General features: G+C 38.6%; 15 protein-coding genes and 1 pseudogene. 9 read left to right on the top strand and 7 right to left on the bottom strand.

Features of this window, described 5'->3' with window-relative positions; translation table 11 throughout:
- Positions 1–36 precede the first annotated feature (36 nt).
- The 6 genes from HV560_RS01315 to HV560_RS01290 all read left to right on the top strand — a co-directional run bounded on the left by HV560_RS01315 (position 37) and on the right by HV560_RS01290 (position 8,367).
- Positions 37–603 (top strand): hypothetical protein, encoded by a 567-nt coding sequence (locus tag HV560_RS01315; RefSeq protein ID WP_176811988.1) that lies wholly within the window; start codon positions 37–39, stop codon positions 601–603.
- A gap of 59 nt (positions 604–662) precedes the next feature.
- Positions 663–974, top strand: coding sequence for a hypothetical protein (locus HV560_RS01310; protein WP_176811987.1), 312 nt, complete (start codon positions 663–665; stop codon positions 972–974).
- A gap of 388 nt (positions 975–1,362) precedes the next feature.
- On the top strand, positions 1,363–1,848 hold the full coding sequence (locus HV560_RS01305) for a toxin-activating lysine-acyltransferase (protein WP_192919068.1): 486 nt from the start codon (positions 1,363–1,365) through the stop codon (positions 1,846–1,848).
- A 31-nt stretch (positions 1,849–1,879) separates the two neighbouring features.
- The gene (locus HV560_RS01300; RefSeq protein ID WP_176807684.1) at positions 1,880–4,720 is read left to right on the top strand and encodes an RTX family hemolysin; all 2,841 of its coding nucleotides are present in this window, start codon (positions 1,880–1,882) and stop codon (positions 4,718–4,720) included.
- Positions 4,721–4,792: 72 nt separating this feature from the next.
- Entirely contained in the window at positions 4,793–6,919 is a 2,127-nt protein-coding gene (locus tag HV560_RS01295) for a type I secretion system permease/ATPase (RefSeq protein WP_176811986.1), read from the top strand.
- Between the two features lie 11 nt (positions 6,920–6,930).
- Positions 6,931–8,367, top strand: a complete 1,437-nt coding sequence (locus tag HV560_RS01290; RefSeq protein ID WP_176812815.1) for an HlyD family type I secretion periplasmic adaptor subunit — start codon at positions 6,931–6,933, stop codon at positions 8,365–8,367.
- A gap of 101 nt (positions 8,368–8,468) precedes the next feature.
- On the opposite strand, the gene HV560_RS01285 is transcribed toward HV560_RS01290, so the two are convergent.
- The gene (locus HV560_RS01285) at positions 8,469–9,791 is read right to left on the bottom strand and encodes an anaerobic C4-dicarboxylate transporter (RefSeq protein ID WP_176809528.1); all 1,323 of its coding nucleotides are present in this window, start codon (positions 9,789–9,791) and stop codon (positions 8,469–8,471) included.
- Positions 9,792–9,907: 116 nt separating this feature from the next.
- Between HV560_RS01285 and dapF the strand changes: the two genes are divergently transcribed.
- On the top strand, positions 9,908–10,732 hold the full coding sequence (gene dapF, locus HV560_RS01280) for a diaminopimelate epimerase (RefSeq protein ID WP_176807681.1): 825 nt from the start codon (positions 9,908–9,910) through the stop codon (positions 10,730–10,732).
- Positions 10,733–10,794: 62 nt separating this feature from the next.
- Here dapF and HV560_RS01275 read toward each other — a convergent pair whose 3' ends face one another.
- Complete coding sequence (locus HV560_RS01275) at positions 10,795–11,340, bottom strand: RBBP9/YdeN family alpha/beta hydrolase (RefSeq protein WP_159628652.1); 546 nt, start codon at positions 11,338–11,340, stop codon at positions 10,795–10,797.
- Positions 11,341–11,430: 90 nt separating this feature from the next.
- Here HV560_RS01275 and HV560_RS01270 point away from each other — a divergent pair, with 90 nt between their 5' ends.
- Positions 11,431–11,754, top strand: coding sequence for a DMT family transporter (locus HV560_RS01270; RefSeq protein ID WP_159628651.1), 324 nt, complete (start codon positions 11,431–11,433; stop codon positions 11,752–11,754).
- Positions 11,755–11,926: 172 nt separating this feature from the next.
- Positions 11,927–14,512 (top strand): YadA-like family protein, encoded by a 2,586-nt coding sequence (locus HV560_RS01265; RefSeq protein WP_176811985.1) that lies wholly within the window; start codon positions 11,927–11,929, stop codon positions 14,510–14,512.
- Between the two features lie 66 nt (positions 14,513–14,578).
- Here HV560_RS01265 and sohB read toward each other — a convergent pair whose 3' ends face one another.
- The 5 genes and pseudogenes from sohB to dppD all read right to left on the bottom strand — a co-directional run bounded on the left by sohB (position 14,579) and on the right by dppD (position 19,223).
- On the bottom strand, positions 14,579–15,631 hold the full coding sequence (gene sohB, locus HV560_RS01260) for a protease SohB (RefSeq protein WP_176807679.1): 1,053 nt from the start codon (positions 15,629–15,631) through the stop codon (positions 14,579–14,581).
- 31 nt (positions 15,632–15,662) lie between these two features.
- Positions 15,663–16,835: a lipid-A-disaccharide synthase gene (gene lpxB / locus HV560_RS01255; RefSeq protein ID WP_176811984.1), complete on the bottom strand. Its 1,173-nt coding sequence runs from the start codon at positions 16,833–16,835 to the stop codon at positions 15,663–15,665.
- 17 nt (positions 16,836–16,852) lie between these two features.
- Positions 16,853–17,029, bottom strand: a pseudogene (gene hslU, locus HV560_RS01250) (HslU--HslV peptidase ATPase subunit); the annotation flags it as partial.
- A 177-nt stretch (positions 17,030–17,206) separates the two neighbouring features.
- Positions 17,207–18,220, bottom strand: a complete 1,014-nt coding sequence (locus HV560_RS01245; protein WP_176807677.1) for a peptide ABC transporter ATP-binding protein — start codon at positions 18,218–18,220, stop codon at positions 17,207–17,209.
- Position 18,221: 1 nt separating this feature from the next.
- Complete coding sequence (gene dppD, locus HV560_RS01240; protein WP_176807676.1) at positions 18,222–19,223, bottom strand: dipeptide ABC transporter ATP-binding protein; 1,002 nt, start codon at positions 19,221–19,223, stop codon at positions 18,222–18,224.
- Positions 19,224–19,232: the final 9 nt, after the last annotated feature.

Here is a 19,232-nt window from a genome sequence, read left to right as displayed (position 1 = left end):
TTTTTTTAAATGAAATAACAGGAATTGAGGTTAAAGATGAAGTATTTAAGAAAAGCGGTCATCAGCGCGTTATTAGCGTATGGTATCACGAGCAATGTGTTTGCTGGCGAGGTAGACAAATCGGCACAGTTTAAGCGTTATGAACAAGCCAAATTAAAGTTAACGTATGAAGGTGAGGTGGGTAATTTATTACAATTACTGGCGAACCGTTTAGGCGTGGGTTATCTCACATACAAAATAGACTTTAAGAAGCCAGTGAGCATCAAGAGCGGAGAGTTCATAAGGGTATCGGATTTATTAGATAATATTGAATCACAGGTGCCTGATTTAGAGATAAAATTTGAACGTATAGGTGAGAATATATTTATCAATGCGGTAAGCCACAAAGAGCCATTAAAATTAAGGAATGAGGAATTTGTGAGCGAAGTGATATTTGAAGATAGCACAAATACAACAAATAGCACAAATACAACAAATAGTACAAATAGTAAAAGTGAGGTAGGAGAAGTTATCTTTGAAGAGACGGAGTCTAAAGAGGTAAAGAAAGCGCCAACCCAAGCTATTCAAGCCGCTCAAGAGGTGAGCGAAGTAAAAAAGCCGTAGAAGCTGATATAACAGCGAAAAAGGAAGAGACAAAAGAGATAAGCCAGGAAGAGAAGGGATTGAATGAGCTTGTGGCAAGGGCGACAGATGAAGCATTGCTGTCGAAATACAAGCGAAAGAAAGCGCCGAAATACAAATTAAACAAGAAAGAGTTTGATGGATTGGAATCGGTGAAGGTAACGCCGATAGGGACATTTTTGATATTTAATCAAGAGATGGACGTGTCAGATTTTGATGTGAAAGGGAAGTTTGAACGAATGGAGAAGCACGGAAATTTGATAGCGATATCTCACGAGAAGGTGTCGGCACCGAAATGGATAACGGTGGAATTTGGGGGTAAGAAGTTAGTACTTAGTCGAAGTAATAAGTAATAAAGTGATGAGATAACGCCTCTTTTTGTGAAAAGAAAAGAGGCGTTATATTTGATCTATAAATTACCTGCTCCCTTCACTGCATTTTTATCGTAAACGGCTATATCATTCGTCACTTATTTTGAATACCAGTCAATTTTACTCTCCATTTTTCTCTTTTCTATCAAGGTAATTGATTTCATAAAATATAGACAATATATGCTACATTATTTTTACCTTGTGATTATTTTGTTTACAAAATTAAAACATCCCATTTTCTATACTGTTTATTAAAAAATCATTAAAACCCAATTAAGTTATAAAATGAGCAAATACCTATTTTTTCGATTGTATTGTAGCTGTATATAGTTATAATTTGGCTCCATTTTAGAATGACAATCGAATATATATGATGAATGAAAATAACTTTAATTTATTAGGGATGGTTTCCTGGTTATGGATGAACTCTCCCTTGCATAGAGAATGGAGCCTTTCTGCATTAGCGAAGAATGTTATTCCTGCAATTGAAAATGAACAATATATGCTACTTGTTGATAATGGTGTGCCGATTGCTTATTGTAGTTGGGCAGACTTAAATATTGATACAGAAGTGAAATATATTAAGGATATTGGGTCTCTGACACCAGAAGAATGGAAGTCTGGTGATAGACGTTGGATTATTGACTGGGTTGCACCATTTGGACATTCCCAATTACTTTATAAAAAAATGTGTCAGAAATATCATAATACACTAGTCAGATCTATACGTTTCCAATCTAATCACAAGAAAATAGGAAAAATTTCTTATTTCAAGGGTGATGGTTTGAATAGAACATTGGCGAAAAATTTATTTGATACATATCAAATTGAATTAGCTAATGCATTAAAAGATTAATTTTTTTATTAAATAAAAGGAGACATCCCTAATGGGTAATAAACTAGCAAATCTCAAAGCAGGTCTAAAAAATATGGCAACTACAACAAAACGCGGATTATCTCAGGCTGGGCATTCGTTACAGGTAGGAGCCAAAAAACTTATCCTTTATATTCCTAAGGATTACCAATATGATTCAGAGCAAGGTAATGGCTTGCAGGATTTGGTTAAGGCTGCAGAAGAGTTAGGTATTGAGGTGCAAAAAGAAGAGCGGAATGATATTGCAACGGCTCAGACAAGTTTAGGAACAATTCATCATGTGCTTGGTTTTACTGAGCGTGGAATTGTTTTATATGCACCTAAACTAGATGAATTACTTAAAAAAAATAAAATAGGAAAATCATTAGGTTCTTCTGAGAGAATTGCTCAGAACTTTGGCAAAGCAAAAACAATATTATCAGGTATCCAATCTATTTTAGGCTCTGTATTAGCAGGTATGGACTTAGACGATATATTGCAGAAAAAAGGTAGTGAACTTGATTTAGCTAAAGCAGGTTTAGATCTTACGAATTCTTTAATAGAGAATATTGCAAACTCTGTTCAAACGCTGGATTCCTTTGCAGAACAAATTAATCAATTAGGTTCAAGATTACAAAATGTTAAAGGATTAAGTGGTTTAGGAGATAAACTAAAAAATCTGGGCGGTTTTGGTAAGGTAGGTCTAGGTTTAGATGTTATCTCAGGATTGCTTTCTGGTGCGACTGCTGCTTTGGTTCTTGCAGATAAAAATGCTTCTACAGGTAGAAAAGTAGGGGCAGGGTTTGAGCTTGTAAACCAAGTTGTTGGAAATATTACAAAAGCAGTTTCATCTTATATTTTGGCTCAACGTGTTGCTGCAGGATTATCTTCTACGGGCCCTGTTGCAGCGTTAATTGCATCAACGGTTTCTCTTGCTATTAGTCCTTTAGCATTTGCAGGCATTGCAGATAAGTTTAATCATGCAAAAAGCTTAGAAAGCTATGCTGAGCGTTTTAAAAAATTAGGCTTTGAGGGTGATAGCTTATTGGCAGAATATCACCGTGGAACAGGTACAATTGATGCTTCTGTCACTGCAATTAATACGGCATTGGCTGCAATTGCAGGTGGTGTATCTGCAGCAGCAGCGGGTTCTGTAGTTGCTTCTCCAATTGCATTACTTGTATCGGGTATTACTGGCATTATCTCTACTATCTTACAATACTCTAAACAAGCGATGTTTGAACATGTTGCTAATAAAATTCACAATAAAATTTTGGAGTGGGAGAAGAATAACCAAGGTAAAAATTACTTTGAGAATGGTTATGACGCTCGTTATCTAGCTGGATTGCAAGATAATATGGAATTCTTACTCAGCCTAAATAAAGAGCTACAAGCAGAACGTGTTGTTGCAATTACTCAGCAACAATGGGATAGAAACATTGGTGACCTAGCAGGTATTAGCCGTTTGGGTGAAAAAGTGCTTAGTGGTAAAGCTTATGTTGATGCTTTTGAGGAAGGGAAGCATATTCATGCAGATAAGCTTGTGCAACTAGATTCTGCAAATGGGATTATTGATGTTAGTAATACAGGAAATGCTAAAACCCAGCATATCTTATTCAGAACACCATTGTTGACACCTGGCACAGAGCATCGTGAACGAGTACAAACTGGTAAATATGAATACATTACTAAACTTAATATTAATCGAGTAGATAGTTGGAGAATTACTGATGGTAAAGCAAGCTCAACGTTCGATCTAACTAACGTGGTTCAGCGTATTGGTATTGAATTGGATCAGGCTGAAAATGTGATTAAAACTAAAGAGACTTCCATTATTGCTAAGCTTGGCGATGGTGATGATAATGTTTTTGTTGGATCTGGTACTACTGAAATTGATGGTGGCGAAGGCTATGATCGTGTTCATTATAGTAGGGGGGATTATGGTGCATTGACTATTGATGCAACTCAAGAAGTAGAGCAAGGTACATATACGGTTAATCGTTTTGTAGAGACGGGTAAAGCGTTACATGAAGTCACCTCAACGCATACTGCATTAGTGGGTAGCCGTGAAGAGAAAATTGAATATAGACATAGTGATAATAAACAACACGCAGGCTATTACACGAAGGATTCCTTAAAATCTATCGAAGAAATTATCGGCACATCACATAATGATACGTTTAAAGGTAGTAAATTTGACGATGCATTTAATGGTGGCGATGGTGTAGATACTATTGATGGTAAGGCAGGTAACGACCGCTTATTTGGTGGTAGAGGTGATGACGTTATCGATGGTGGTGAGGGTGATGACTTTATTGATGGCGGTAAAGGTAATGATCTTTTACATGGCGATAAAGGCGACGATATTTTTGTTCACCGTCAAGGTGATGGGAACGATTCAATTACAGATTCAGAGGGCAATGATAAATTGTCTTTCGCAGATTCAAACTTAAAAGATCTCACCTTTGAAAAAGCAGAGCATCACTTGGTTATTACTAACCAAAAACAAGAGAAAGTGACGATTAAAAATTGGTTCCGTGAATCTGATTTCGCTAAAGAGGTGCATAACTATAAAGCGACTAAAGATGAAAAAATTGAAGAAATCATTGGTCAACATGGTGAACGAATTACTTCTAAACAAGTTGATGAGCTTATTGAAAAAGGCAAAGGCAAGATTGATAAAGAGGAATTATCAAAAGTTGTTGCTGACTATGAGCTTCTGAAAAATAGCCAAAATGTTCCAAATAGCTTAAATAAATTAATTTCAGCAGTAGGAGCATTCACCTCATCTAACGATGCTCGAAATGTATTAGTACAACCTTCTTCAACGTTAGATAACTATTCATCGTCTGTTCAATTAACTAGAGCAGCGTAATCTTTAATTTTTAGCAACTCTATACTGTTTAATACATTATAGAGTTGCTATTTTTTTGTAAAAGGAGACTATATGAACGCTGATCATCAACAAAATGATCTTGGTTTAAATGCTCTAAATATGTTGGCTCAATACCATAATATTCCACTTAATCCTGAAGAAATAAAACATAAATTCGATCTAGATGGTAAAGGGCTTTCCCAGACTTCTTGGTTGTTAGCGGCAAAGTCATTAGGATTAAAAGCGAAAAATATAAAAAAAGAAACTTCTCGTTTGCACTTGGTGAATTTACCCGCATTGGTGTGGCAAGATAATGGTAAACATTTTTTATTAGTAAAAGTTGATACGGATAAGAATCGCTACTTAACGTATGATTTAGAGCAAGATGCCCCCAAAATTCTATTACAAGAAGAATTTGAGCGTTGCTACCAAGGAAAACTAATCTTAGTAACATCTAGGGCTTCGATAGTTGGTCAATTAGCTAAATTTGATTTTACTTGGTTTATTCCTGCGGTAATCAAATATAGAAAAATTTTTTTAGAAACGTTAATTGTTTCTATTTTTTTGCAAATTTTTGCATTAATTACACCGCTATTTTTCCAAGTAGTAATGGATAAAGTGCTAGTACATCGGGGTTTTTCTACCTTAAACATCATCACTGTTGCCTTAGCGATTGTCATTATATTTGAAATTGTATTAAGCGGCTTACGCACCTATATTTTTTCCCATAGTACTAGCCGTATTGATGTTGAACTAGGGGCAAAATTATTTCGACATCTGTTAGCATTACCCATTTCCTATTTTGAAAATCGACGAGTAGGCGATACGATTGCGAGAGTAAGAGAATTAGATCAAATTAGAAATTTCCTTACTGGTCAAGCGTTAACATCGGTGTTAGATCTATTATTTTCTTTCATCTTTTTTGCAGTAATGTGGTACTACAGCCCTAAGCTGACGCTTGTGATTCTTTGCTCATTGCCTTGTTATATTTTATGGTCGATTTTTATTAGCCCTATATTAAGACGTCGTTTAGACGAAAAATTTGCCCGAAGTGCCGATAATCAAGCATTTTTAGTAGAATCTGTTACGGCGATTAATATGATTAAGGCAATGGCGGTTTCTCCGCAAATGACCGATACTTGGGACAAGCAGCTAGCAAGCTACGTTTCTTCGAGCTTCCGAGTTACCGTTTTAGCAACTATTGGGCAACAAGGAGTGCAGTTTATCCAAAAAACAGTTATGGTGATTAATCTCTGGCTGGGTGCCCATCTTGTTATTTCAGGTGATCTTAGTATCGGACAATTAATTGCGTTTAATATGCTTTCTGGACAGGTTATTGCCCCTGTTATTCGCTTGGCACAGCTATGGCAAGATTTCCAACAAGTTGGCATTTCTGTTAATCGTTTAGGTGATGTATTAAATTCTCCAACTGAACAATATCAAGGAAAGTTATCTCTGCCAGAAATACAAGGCAATATCTCATTTAAGAATATCCGTTTTAAATATAAGCCAGATGCACCAACTATTTTAAATAATGTGAGTTTAGATATTCAGCAAGGCGAAGTGATTGGTATTGTTGGACGTTCAGGCTCTGGAAAAAGTACGCTGACAAAATTACTACAACGTTTTTATATTCCTGAAAATGGGCAAGTTTTAATTGATGGACACGATCTTGCTTTAGCTGATCCGAGCTGGCTTCGTCGTCAAATTGGCGTGGTATTGCAAGATAATGTCTTGCTCAATCGTAGTATTCGAGAAAATATTGCGTTATCAGATCCTGGAATGCCAATGGAGCGAGTGATTTATGCAGCAAAATTAGCGGGTGCACATGATTTCATTTCAGAATTAAGAGAAGGGTATAACACTATTGTAGGTGAACAAGGTGCAGGGCTATCTGGTGGTCAAAGACAGCGTATCGCTATTGCCAGAGCCTTAGTAAACAACCCTAAAATCCTGATTTTTGATGAAGCAACCAGTGCATTAGATTATGAGTCTGAACACATTATTATGCGAAATATGCAAAAAATATGTCAGGGGCGTACTGTTATTATCATTGCTCATCGTTTATCTACGGTAAAAAATGCAGACAGAATTATTGTGATGGAAAAAGGTGAAATTGTAGAACAAGGCAAGCACCACGATTTACTTCAAAACAGCAATGGACTTTATTACTACTTACACCAATTGCAACTTAATTAAGAGGTAGAATGATGAAAATGTGGATAAGTGGTATTTATGAGTTTTTCCTACGCTATAAAAATATCTGGATGGAAGTATGGAAAATCCGTAAAGAATTAGACCACCCAAATAGAAAGAAAGATGAAAATGAGTTTCTACCTGCACATTTAGAGCTGATTGAAACGCCTGTTTCAAAAAAGCCTCGCTTAATAGCATATTTAATTATGTTATTTTTAGCATTAGCGATTCTATTAGCGAGTATTGGAAAAGTAGAAATTGTAGCTACAGCACCAGGTAAACTTGCGTTTAGTGGCAGAAGTAAAGAAATTAAGCCGATTGAAAATGCAATCGTTGAGAATATCTTTGTTCAAGACGGGCAATTTGTTGAAAAAGGGGAGCTATTAGTTGATTTAAATGCACTTGGAACAGATGCTGATATACAAAAAACAATGGCATCACTTGCCTTAGCTAAATTAGAAAATTATCGTTACAAAACCTTACTCACAGCGATTGAAAAAGAGTCACTACCATTAATTGATTTATCTATAGCACAATTAAAAGATACTTCTGAAGAAGATAGATTACGTCTAAAACATTTAATTGAAGAACAATATACGACGTGGCAAAAACAAAAATCCCAGAAAATCTTAGCCTATAAGCGTAAAGATGCAGAAAAACAAACTGCATCAGCTTATGTGCGTAAATATGAGGGAATCACGCGTATTGAGCAAGAAAAATTAAAAGATTTTAAAGCTCTCTACCATAAAAAGTCTTTATCGAAGCACGAATTACTTTCGCAAGAAAATAAAGTGATTGAGGCTCAAAATGAGTTAGCGGTGTATCGTTCTAAATTAAATGAATTAGAACACGATTTACTTCAAGCAAAAGAAGAGCTAGAACTGATTACTCAACTTTTCAAAAGTGATGTTTTAGAGAAACTAAAACAACATAGTGAAAATGAAAGACAACTTAAGCTTGAATTAGAAAAAAATAATCAGCGACAACAAGCCTCAATGATTAAAGCACCTGCATCAGGCACTGTCCAGCAGTTGAAAATTCATACTATTGGTGGTGTAGTAACTACGGCGGAAACACTTATGGTGATAGTGCCAGAGGACGATGTATTAGAAGCGATAGTACAGGTTCAAAATAAAGATATTGGTTTTGTTGATGAGGGGCAAGACGTTATTATCAAAGTAGAAACTTTCCCATATACTCGCTATGGTTATTTAACTGGTCAGGTGAAGCACATCAGTCCAGATGCCATTGAACACCCTAATTTAGGGTTAGTATTTAATGCGACAATTAGCATAGATAAAAAAAATCTTATTTCTCCAGATGGGAAGAAGATAGAGCTAAATTCAGGAATGGCAATAACCGCTGAAATAAAAACAGGTATGAGAAGTGTAATGAGCTACTTACTGAGCCCACTTGAGGAATCAATCTCAGAGGGACTAAGGGAACGATAATTCAGTCAGCATTTATTGCCGCTGACGCCTTAACAACAAGCGGTCGTTTTTACTCAAAATATTGCAAATAGAAACCTCCCAATCGGGAGGTTTCGTTGAACTTAAAGCAGAATATTTGAGAATAATAAACCAAACCCAATACTAAAAAGCATACTCAGTAAGCCAGGCAACATAAAACTATGGTTGAAAATAAATCGACCAATGCGAGTTGTGCCCGTGGTGTCAAAGTCAATTGATGCAATAATCGGACCATAATTTGGAATAAAGAAATAGCCATTGACTGCCACAAATACCCCGATCAATACAGGTGCAGGAATACCAATGGCAATACCCACAGGGAACAAGGTTGCAACCGTTGCCCCTTGGCTGTTTACTAAAACAGAAAGTACGAATAGTGCGAAAGCAAACGCCCAAGGTGCCGTTTCCACTAAGCCTGAAACCATTGATTTGACTTCGCTCATATGACCTTGCATTAAAGTATCGCCTAACCACGCAATACCGAAAATGGCAATAACCGCACGCATACCAGCGTGGAAAACAGACCCCTTGGTAATTTCATTGCCATCTGGTTTACAAAATAAAATGATTAAGGCCCCCACGCTTAGCATAACGATTTCGATAGTGTGTGCCATACCCATTGGTTTACCATCAAACACTGGGCGAAGTGATGGCATTGCCCCCATCAATACCACGAATAATGCACCAAATAAGAACAGACCGACAGAGAATTTAGCGGTTGGTTTAAGCGGTAATTCAATTGGATTTACAACGGCATTGTTTACCTTAACATATTCAGGATCTTGCAATAAGCGTTGATAATTTGGATCATCTTTTAACTCTTTACCCATTTTATTCACAAATACGCAGGCTAAACCCAGACCGAGCAGCGTGGAAGGAATGGTTACACCCAATACATCGCCTAAGTGAATACCTTGTGGTTCAAGAAATGCCACCACTGCAACTACCGCAGCAGCAATTGGGCTTGCCACAATAGCAAACTGTGATGCAATCACCGCCATTGAAAGAGGGCGTTCAGGACGAATACCATTATGGCGACTCACCTCTGCAATAACAGGCAACACCGAATAAGCAACGTGCCCTGTTCCAGCAAGTACAGTAAATGTCCAAGTGACAAGCGGTGCAATAAAGGTAATATGTTTTGGATTTTTACGCAAAATGCGAGTTGCAATTTTAATCATATAATCCAAACCACCAGCGGCTTGCATTGCAGCCGCTGCTGCAACGACAGACATAATCATAAACATCACATCAATTGGTAAACCAGCAGGTTTTAATCCAAAACCGAATGATAAAATCGCCAAGCCCAAACCACCGAATACGCCCAAGCCGATACCCCCAACGCGAGCACCAACTAAAATACACAGTAACACGATGGCAAATTGGATAAAAAACATAGCAGACATAAATTTTGCTCCATTAAATGTCATTTACTTAAAATTAATCGGCGCGTACTATATCAATAAATAAAACTAATCTCTATAATCTCAATCAATAAAATTTCTAATTAACAAGGGAAAATATGCAATTTTCAAAAATGCACGGTTTAGGCAATGATTTTATGGTGATAGATGGCGTAACTCAAAATGTTTACTTAACTGAAGAGATGATTCGTACACTCTCCGATCGCCATCGAGGTATTGGTTTTGATCAGCTATTATTAGTTGAGCCACCTTACGACCCAGAATTAGATTTCCATTACCGAATTTTTAACGCAGATGGCAGCGAAGTATCGCAATGTGGCAACGGAGCAAGGTGCTTTGCTCGCTTTGTTACGCTAAAAGGGCTCATTAATAAAAAAGATATTCACGTTAGCACTGCCAAAGGTAAAATGGTGCTAAGCCTACAAGATGATGAAAAAGTGCGAGTCAATATGGGCGAGCCAATTTGGGAGCCAGCACAAATTCCCTTTACTGCAAATAAATTTGAGAAAAACTACATTTTAAGAACCGATTTACAAACGGTATTATGCGGTGTTGTGTCAATGGGGAATCCACACTGCGTATTGCAAGTAGATGATGTAAAAACTGCCCCTGTAAACGAGCTAGGTGCTTTACTTGAAAGCCATCAGCGTTTCCCAGAGCGAGCTAATATCAGCTTTATGCAAGTACTAAACCGCAATCACGTTAAACTACGAGTGTATGAACGTGGTGCTGGAGAAACTCAAGCCTGTGGCAGCGGTGCTTGTGGAGCGGTCGCAGTAGGCATTATGCAAGGTTTGTTAGATAACAACGTACAAGTTGATTTACCTGGAGGCTCATTAATAATTGAATGGCAAGGCACAGGACACCCACTTTATATGACAGGTGATGCAACCCACATTTATGATGGATTTATTAAACTGTAATGACTGTAATGACTGTAATGACTGTAATGGTAATGGGAGGGGCTTTCTCCTCCCAATTTTTTCTAAATCAGTTTCTTCACCAATTCTAGTACTATTGGTAATTCTGTTATCCCCTCTTTGTCTAGAAAATGTCCACCTTGGCTCAAGCGAATATAGTCCGCTTTTAGATGCACTGCTAACTCATCGCTGTATTTATGATGAACGATGTTATCGTCTAACGCACTCACCACATAGCTTGGAAAGCTATGTAGACTTGGTAAAGTTGTATAATAATTGGTAAAAGCCGAGAGTTCAGGGATAGTTTCTACAGGCTGGTAAAATCCCGAAACAAATACGGCGCCTTTAATTTTAATTTGCTTCTGCTGTTTCGCCAAAAAATTCAAAATAGAAATACAACCCAAACTATGTCCGACAAAAATTGTTTGATCGCTGAGTTCCACCTCTTCTGCAAGATGGTTCAGCCAACCTTCTAACGAAGGGTTGTCCGAATTTGGCATATTCAACCTTTCACAATTCACACCACATTTTTTAAGCTCTTGATCCAACCAAGGAAACCAATTTTTGTCCGCATTTGCTGTATAACCGTGTACGATATAAACCTGAGTCATTTATTCCCCCTAATTTGCATAAAAAATCATAGCATAGCTTAAAATAAAAAAATGTTAAAATAAACACAAATACAATTTATAAGGAAATCAATGAACGTCTGGATTTTATTGGCAATTTCAATCTGTCTCGAAATTGCCGCCACCAACTTATTAAAATTAAGCAACGGTTTTACTAAAGCAGTACCAACTATAAGCTCACTCGCACTCTATGGCTTATCGTTTTACTTTCTCTCAATTATTTTCCGAACGCTCCCCGTTGGCATTGTTTATGCGGTCTGGTCGGGTGTTGGCATCATACTAACAGCCATTGTTGCCTATTTTGCATTTGGGCAGAAAATTGACTTAGCTGGTCTAATTGGCATCGCCCTGATTTTAGCTGGTGTATTAGTGATTAATTTATTTTCAAAGATGTGATACAAGCGGTCTTTTTTAGTCAAAAAACTGCAAATAGTGGCTAGAAAAAGACCGCTTGTTTAATTTGAGCTTTATCGCTAGAATTCCCATCCACAGGTTAAAATTTTAGTGTTAATAGCACAAAAAATAGATTAAAATCGCATTTTTTATTTACAGAGAAAGAAAAGATTATATGATGAACTCACTCACTCACTCACTCACTCACTCACTCACTCACTCACTCACTCACTCACTCACTCACTCACTCACTCACTCACTCACTCACTCACTCACGCCTAGACGTCTAGCATTCCGTTTATCGCTGTTGGCAATCGCGCTTGGAGTAACGGGGGGAGCATGGGGGGCGGATACGTTTGATGTTGGTAGAGACCTTCCAGTCCCTGCAAAACCTGGTCAGACATCTAAATACTACTGTTATTACGACGATTTTTATAGAGGGGTTATCTGTGGTGGTGCAAGTGTTACTAATCCAATAAGTGAAGGTACCTCTAGTGATATTGTCTTAATGGGTTCTGGGATCAAAGGTAATAATGTGAGCTTCTCCACCGTTATAGCTAATCCGTCGTATACCGCCAGTGGAGCGGATATCCATAATGTGAAGACATCTATCGTCATAGGATCTGGTCTTTATTTCAAAAATGCGAACGACTCTAGAATCATGGGTCATTACAATACAGGCAATGGTTTCAGTTTTACTAATGTTATCGGTAATAGCAATTATTCCTACTCTCTAATTCGTTCTAATATCATTGGTAATTACAATAGCTCTCATCATGTGTCTGACTCGACTCTCATGGGTAGTTATTCTCAAGCTAATAGCGTGTACTACTCTACCTTCATGGGTAATTCTTCGGAAGCTAATAATATGTCTTACTCTACCCTCATAGGTCATAACTCTGAAGTTAATCATGTGGGGCACTCTACCCTTATAGGGTATCGCGCTATAGCTAAAGCGACTGAAAAAGCCATCATTATGGGAGATAATTCAATCGTAGGTGATTTAGAAACATCAGAAGCTATAGAAAAAGCTTATAATGATGCTTACACTAAGTATTTAGTGAATCATCCTGAGGGGAGGATGGATAATGGATCTTATAATAACTTGATAAAAAGGCAGGCAGAACATGCAGGTTATTTGGCGAAGAGTGAGTATATAAGATACCATCCTTTAACTGAAAACATTATTGTTATTGGTAACACTTCATCTGTTAACAAATCAGGATCTATTTCTATTGGTAGTAATAATGCAATAAAAGTCTCTGGTGCTGTGGCTCTCGGTAATCATATTGTTATTGATGATCCTAAATTCAGCAACTACGTGGTACTAGGTAATCACAGTGCCCCTACTTTAGCCAACCCAGTAGCAGGCATAAAAATCGGTGAAACTGACGTAACGTTTGCTGGCAGTAATCCAACCTCAACCGTGTCAGTAGGTGCAGCCAATAATGAACGCCAAATCACTCATGTGGCAGCTGGGAGAATTGCAGCAGACAGTACTGATGCCGTGAATGGTAGCCAGTTATTTGCGATATTAAATAACCATACAACAGACGGGCTGAACAAAAAAGCAGATAAGGCTGAACTTGATAAGCTGAGAAGTGCTACTCTTGAGGCATTTATTGAATCTGTTGAAATAATGAAAGTGATGGACGCAAAAGTAGACACTGAAGTGAGTAAAGTAAACGACCGAATTACTGACGTTGCTCAACAGGTGGAGGCTAAAGCAAATAAAACCGATGTAGAGGCTAACCAAGCGGCGATTGCAGCCCTAACAGACGGGCTAAAAAACAAAGCAGACTTATCTGTTGTGAAAGCGTTAGACGCTCACATTAACAAACAAATTAATGACTTGGCTAGTAGAACGGCTACTGAGCTAGATAAGAAAGCCGATCAGGCAACGGTGGATATGCTGGCTGATGTTGTGGCCCAAAAAGCAAATCAAACTGATGTGGATGCCAACAAAACGGCGATTGCCGACCTAGTGACTAAAACAACAGATGGGCTCAACAGCAAAGCTGATCAGACAACGGTGAATATGCTGGCAGATATCGTGGCAACAAAAGCAAATCAAACCGATGTAGAGGCTAACAAAACGGCAATTGCAGACCTAGTAACCAAGACAATAGATGGATTAGACAAGAAAGCGGATAAAACAGCGGTTGAAGCCAATAGAACTGCGATTGCCGACCTAGTAACTAAAACAGTAGATGGACTAAGCAAGAAAGCAGATAGGGCTGCGGTGAATGTGTTGGCGGATGTTGTAGCAACAAAGGCAAATCAACGGGATGTCGATACGAATAAAACGGCGATTGCGGATTTAACGGAGCGTGCTACCACTTACGATAGCCCTACAAAAGAGAGCATCACGCTGGCAGGTGCTAACGGCACACGCATCACCAATCTTAGGGACGGTGAAGTTTCAGCGGGTAGTAAAGATGCGGTAAACGGCGGTCAATTACATGCGTTGTATAATTATGTGAATGAAGGCAACGAGGCATTTCGCAAACAGCTTAAACACGTTAAAGATGAGCTAGAAGCGGGTATTGCAGGCAATAACGCCTCAGCTTCTTTACCACAAGTGGTGAAGGCAGGTAGATCAATGGTTGCGGTGGCAACGGGAGGTTACAAAAACAAAAATGCAATTGCTGTTGGTTATTCACGCTTGAGCGAAAATGGGCGAGTCACGCTTAAAGGGCATCTCAACGCAGATACTAAGAAAAATCTTGGTTATGGAGTTGGCGTGGGCTTTACCTGGTAAAAACTTGGCTGGTGTGAAAGGTGAGGGCTGAACTTGAAATAGCGTTCAGCCCTTTTCTTTACCATGCTACATTATGGTAGAACGGCTTTTATTTAATATTTTCGTCACTACATTTTCTGCTGATTGTTCTAATTGAGAGCCTATTTTCTGGCTTAATTTTTTCTTCTCTTTGTATTTCAGCTCAATCACATCTTTTTCTTGAATAGCGTTTAAAATGAGATCATCGCTGGTTGCAATTTCATCGACTAAATTTAATTCAAGTGCTTGCTGACCAAACCAATGCTCACCTGTGGCTACTTTTTCTATATCTAACTGAGGGCGGTGCTGTATAACAAATTCCTTAAACAATGAATGGGTTTCTTCTAGCTCTTGCTGGAATTTTTGCTTCCCTTTTTCTGTATTTTCACCCGCTAACGTTACCGTACGCTTATATTCCCCTGCGGTCATTACATCCACATCAATATCGTGCTTTTTTAGAAAACGATGGATATTCGGCACTTGAGCCACAACGCCAACAGAGCCAATTATCGCAAACGGAGCCGCGACAATTTTATTCGCTACACAAGCCATCATATAGCCTCCGCTGGCAGCTACTTTATCTACTGCTGCAATTAAAGGAATATGACGATCACGCAAGCGTTGCAACTGTGAAGCGGCTAATCCATAACCGTGAACCACGCCACCAGGACTTTCTAATCTGAGCAAGACTTCATCTTTTTCTGGATTAGCAAGGCTGATAACTGCATCCACTTCACGACGTAGAGAATTCACTTCGTGAGCCATCATATCGCCATTAAAATTTAGCACAAACAAGCGAGGTGAAGCCTCTTCGCTCTCTCCACCCTCTTTCAGGCGTTTTTTCTCAGATTTGGCTTTCTCTTTTTCTGCTTTTTTTTCTTGCTTTTCTTGATGCTCTAGCTCTGTTTCACTTAAGAAAAATCCAGCAAGTGATTTTTGTTGCTCTTTATATTTTTTCGTTAAATTCGTGATCGAGACGGTGCCATTTTCAGTTTGCTTTTTAGATTCTAAAATCAGCATCACCACTACTGCAACAATACCGAAAACTGTGAATAATTCTAATAAGAAAATACCATAATTAAGTAAAATTTCTTTCCACATACCTCTTCCTTTTGTAAAAAATTTAATAAATTTAACCGCTTGTAGAAGCCTTTAATAAATCGACGACAGCCTGTGCAGCTTGTTTGTCTGCATCACATTGAATTGACTTATGTAATTCAACAAACCGCTGTTTTAAACTTGCTTTCTTAGCTTGGCTTGTTGCATCATCGGCTAAGAAAACGGTTAAATGTTGTGCTAAATGCTCGGGATTACACTCCTCTTGGATTAACTCTGGCACAAGAAGTTCTTGAGCAAGCAAATTAGGTAGCGAAATATAGTCTGTCTTAACTAACCTTTTTGCTAACCAATAAGTAAGTGGTTTCATTTTATAACCAACAACCATTGGCGACTTGCATAACATCGCTTCTAATGCTGCAGTGCCAGAAGCTAATAGCGTACATTCTGCTGCAATCATTGCCTCACGAGCCTTACCTTGAATAATATTGAGTTCTAGATCAGGGGCAACTTGTGCTTTTATTGCATTAAATTGTGCAATCCGCTTTTCATTAACCATCGGTACCAAAAACTGCAAATCTGGAAAGCGAGCTTTTAGCCGTTGAGCGGTTTTCAAAAAAGACGTTGCCAAAAATTGAATTTCACTGCCTCGGCTTCCTACTAAAATCGCCATATAACGATTGGTTTTATCAATATTGAGAGATAAGCAGGCTTGTTCTCGATCTGGCTCTAATGGAATGGCATCTGCCATAGTATGCCCAATAAAACGACAAGGGACGTTAAATCTATCATAAAAAGCCTTCTCAAAAGGAAGAAATGCCAAGACTAAATGGGTTGCTCTCGCAATTTTAAACACCCGCTTTTGACGCCAAGCCCATACTGATGGGCTAACATAATGAATAGTTTTTATGCCATTTGATTTTAATTTTTCTTCAACGGTTAAATTAAAATCGGGCGCATCAATGCCAATAAAAATATCGGGCTTCAGTTGAAGCATTTCATCAATGACTTGCTTACGGCGTTTAAGTAACCTTGGGAGGTGTTTAACAACTTCGGCTAATCCCATCACTGAGAGTTCTTCCATATCGAACAAGGTTTTACAACCCTCAGCAATCATTCGAGTCCCTGCAACTCCAACAAATTGTGCATTGGGGTAATGCGTCTTTAATGATTTAATTAGCCCAGCACCAAGAATATCTCCCGATACTTCCCCAGCCACTAATCCAATAATAGGTGATTGTTTTTTCATATTTTTATAAAGTGCGATTAAAGAATAAATCGACTTAAATCTTCGTTTTCCACCACGTCATTTAATGCTTCGTTCACATAATGCTCATCAATCACGATTTTCTCGCCTCGTCGTTCACTCGCATCAAAAGAAATATCGTCCATTAAACGCTCTAACACCGTGTGTAAACGTCTGGCTCCGATGTTTTCCGTCTTTGCGGACGCATACAATCGTTGTCATTTTATATCCTTTATGTTTAAAAACTTTCGCTTATATGGGTATGATTATTGCCTTTTCAATTACAAGCGGACGGTTTTGCTTAAATAATGGCAAATAAAAGATGGCTTGAAAAAATTCAAGCCATCTTGTTAGTGTGCTTATACGCTTTAAAGCTACTGAAGTTCTTCTTTATGGTTTTCTTCCACCACAAAACACGCAATGCGTGTGCCATCTGCATAGGTTTTGAGATCAGGTTGCTTTGTGCGGCATAAATCAGTTGCAAAACGGCAACGTGCATTGAATGCACAGCCTTTTGGTGGATTTAATGGGCTTGGTAATTCACCTGTTAGCTTAATTCGCTCACGGCGTTGCTCGGGATCTAAACGTGGTGTTGCCGAAAGCAGTGCTTGAGTATAAGGGTGGCGAGGGTTGCTAAAAATCGTTTTAGTGTCGCCTTGCTCTACACAACGACCCAAATACATAACCATAACTTCATCGGCAATGTGCTCAACAACAGATAAATCGTGTGAAATAAACACATAGGATAATCCCATTTCTTCTTGCAGATCCATCATCAAGTTAAGCACTTGGGCTCGAACAGAAACATCTAATGCGGAAACAGGTTCATCAGCCACGACAATATCAGGTTGTAGCATTAAGCCTCGAGCAATTGCAATACGCTGGCGTTGTCCGCCAGAGAACATATGTGGGTAACGGTCGTAAAATTCAGGTTTTAAGCCGACTTTTGCCATTATTTCCAAGACTTTTTCTTTACGCTGTTTTGCTGATAACTCAGTGTTAATCAGTAGTGGTTCTTCTAAAATGGCCCCTACTTTTTTACGCGGGTTTAGTGAGCTATAGGGGTTTTGGAATACAATTTGAATTTTTTTACGGCGTAGTTGGGCGGTTTCTTTATCATTTACTAAGAAATTTTGCCCATTGTAAAATAATTCACCTTCAGTAGGGCTTTCAATCATTGTGAGCATTCGCCCTAGTGTTGATTTTCCACAGCCCGATTCGCCTACAATCGCCAATGTTTTGCCACGCTCTAGCGTGAATGATACGCCATCAACGGCTTTAACCAGCTTTGGCGGTGCAAACATTCCCTTTTTAACAGGGTAATACTTTTTTAAGTTAATCGCATCGAGAAGCGGTGCGTTTTTATTATTTTTTTGCAAATCGCTCATTTTAACCTCTCTGATGTTGTTCAAATGCCAATGGTATGCCTGATAATGTTAATGGGGTGTGGCATTTCACTTGGCGACCATTTAATGTGTGTAGTTCAGGTTCAATCTCTCGGCATTTATCTGTGGCATACGGGCAGCGAGGGTTGAGCAAGCAGCCTTGTGGTCGGTCGTATTTACCTGGCACAACGCCTGGTAGAGATTGTAAACGAGATTTCCCTTCGGCAAATTCAGGTAATGCTTTTAACAATGCTTGCGTATAAGGGTGGAGCGGCGAGCTGAAAATTTCTGCAGCTTTTCCTTCTTCAACCACTTGCCCTGCATACATGACGATAATGCGATGAGCCGCTTCAGCAACCAGAGCAAGATCGTGGGTAATGAGAATTAACGCCATATTCTCTTTGCGTTGTAACTCTAACAGTAAGTCGATAATTTGTGCTTGAATCGTTACATCTAATGCGGTTGTTGGTTCATCAGCAATCAATAATTTAGGATTGCAGGCAATTGCCATTGCAATCATCACTCGTTGGCTCATTCCGCCCGAAAGTTGGTGTGGATAAACCTCTAAGCGAGACTTTGGATCTGGAATCCCCACCATTGTGAGCAGCTCAATAGCTCGTTCTTGGCGGCTCGCTTTTGAACCACCTTGATGAACTTTTAATGCTTCCATAATCTGATAGCCAACAGTATAGCTTGGATTAAGGCTGGTCATTGCATCTTGGAAAATCATAGACACATCAGCCCCGACAATTTGTTGCTTTTCCTTTGGTTTTAATGCCAATAAATTATTGCCGTTAAAGTGCAAATTTTCCGCGATAACTCGGCCAGGAAAGTCGATTAAGCCCATAATTGCTAATGAACTTACTGATTTACCCGAACCAGATTCACCCACAATACCTAATACTTCGCCTTCATTGACTTCGTAACTTATGCGATCCACCGCTTTAAATGGCGTTTTTTCATCGCCAAAGTGGACGGAAAGCTGATTAACAGTTAATAATGCCATCTTGTCTCT

This window comes from Mannheimia pernigra (assembly GCF_013377995.1).
In the GTDB taxonomy this organism is placed as follows: Bacteria; Pseudomonadota; Gammaproteobacteria; order Enterobacterales; family Pasteurellaceae; genus Mannheimia; species Mannheimia pernigra.
The sequence above is the reverse complement of the archived record's forward strand: the minus strand, read 5'-3'. Positions and strand labels throughout refer to the sequence as shown.

What these genes read in the sequence shown, in the direction of transcription:
- HV560_RS01315 (WP_176811988.1), top strand. Translation starts at nt 37, where the DNA reads ATGAAGTATTTAAGAAAAGCGGTCATCAGCGCGTTATTAGCGTATGGT.
- HV560_RS01305 (WP_192919068.1), top strand. Translation starts at nt 1,363, where the DNA reads ATGATGAATGAAAATAACTTTAATTTATTAGGGATGGTTTCCTGGTTA.
- HV560_RS01300 (WP_176807684.1), top strand. Translation starts at nt 1,880, where the DNA reads ATGGGTAATAAACTAGCAAATCTCAAAGCAGGTCTAAAAAATATGGCA.
- HV560_RS01295 (WP_176811986.1), top strand. Translation starts at nt 4,793, where the DNA reads ATGAACGCTGATCATCAACAAAATGATCTTGGTTTAAATGCTCTAAAT.
- HV560_RS01290 (WP_176812815.1), top strand. Translation starts at nt 6,931, where the DNA reads ATGAAAATGTGGATAAGTGGTATTTATGAGTTTTTCCTACGCTATAAA.
- HV560_RS01285 (WP_176809528.1), bottom strand. Translation starts at nt 9,791, where the DNA reads ATGTCTGCTATGTTTTTTATCCAATTTGCCATCGTGTTACTGTGTATT.
- dapF (WP_176807681.1), top strand. Translation starts at nt 9,908, where the DNA reads ATGCAATTTTCAAAAATGCACGGTTTAGGCAATGATTTTATGGTGATA.
- HV560_RS01275 (WP_159628652.1), bottom strand. Translation starts at nt 11,340, where the DNA reads ATGACTCAGGTTTATATCGTACACGGTTATACAGCAAATGCGGACAAA.
- HV560_RS01270 (WP_159628651.1), top strand. Translation starts at nt 11,431, where the DNA reads ATGAACGTCTGGATTTTATTGGCAATTTCAATCTGTCTCGAAATTGCC.
- HV560_RS01265 (WP_176811985.1), top strand. Translation starts at nt 11,927, where the DNA reads ATGATGAACTCACTCACTCACTCACTCACTCACTCACTCACTCACTCA.
- sohB (WP_176807679.1), bottom strand. Translation starts at nt 15,631, where the DNA reads ATGTGGAAAGAAATTTTACTTAATTATGGTATTTTCTTATTAGAATTA.
- lpxB (WP_176811984.1), bottom strand. Translation starts at nt 16,835, where the DNA reads ATGAAAAAACAATCACCTATTATTGGATTAGTGGCTGGGGAAGTATCG.
- HV560_RS01245 (WP_176807677.1), bottom strand. Translation starts at nt 18,220, where the DNA reads ATGAGCGATTTGCAAAAAAATAATAAAAACGCACCGCTTCTCGATGCG.
- dppD (WP_176807676.1), bottom strand. Translation starts at nt 19,223, where the DNA reads ATGGCATTATTAACTGTTAATCAGCTTTCCGTCCACTTTGGCGATGAA.